At 50.8% G+C, this 256-nt stretch carries 1 protein-coding gene; it reads right to left on the bottom strand.

Going from position 1 to position 256, the window contains the following annotated elements:
- Window positions 1–256 (bottom strand): histidine kinase dimerization/phospho-acceptor domain-containing protein (locus HBA93_RS22115; protein WP_286202141.1); only part of this gene is annotated, 256 nt, incomplete at both ends.

Below are 256 nucleotides of genomic sequence, written 5' to 3'. Positions count from 1 at the left end.
CGCAGCACCAGATGACAGAATCCCAGAATGGCATTCATCGGCGTGCGGATCTCATGGCTCATATTGGCAAGGGACATGCTTTTGGATTTGCTTGCCGCTTCCGCTTCCATTGTCCGCTGTTCCAGCGCTTCATTTTTGGCAAGAATTTCATTCCGCATGTCATTAATGCGATTAAAACACTCGACCAGCATATCGCCGAACCACACCAGAACGGCTGCCTGAAACGCAACAATCACCGCATGAAGCAAGACGCGCA

Source organism: Ochrobactrum sp. SFR4 (assembly GCF_019730395.1).
Lineage (GTDB): Bacteria > Pseudomonadota > Alphaproteobacteria > Rhizobiales > Rhizobiaceae > Pseudochrobactrum.
The sequence above is the reverse complement of the archived record's forward strand: the minus strand, read 5'-3'. Positions and strand labels throughout refer to the sequence as shown.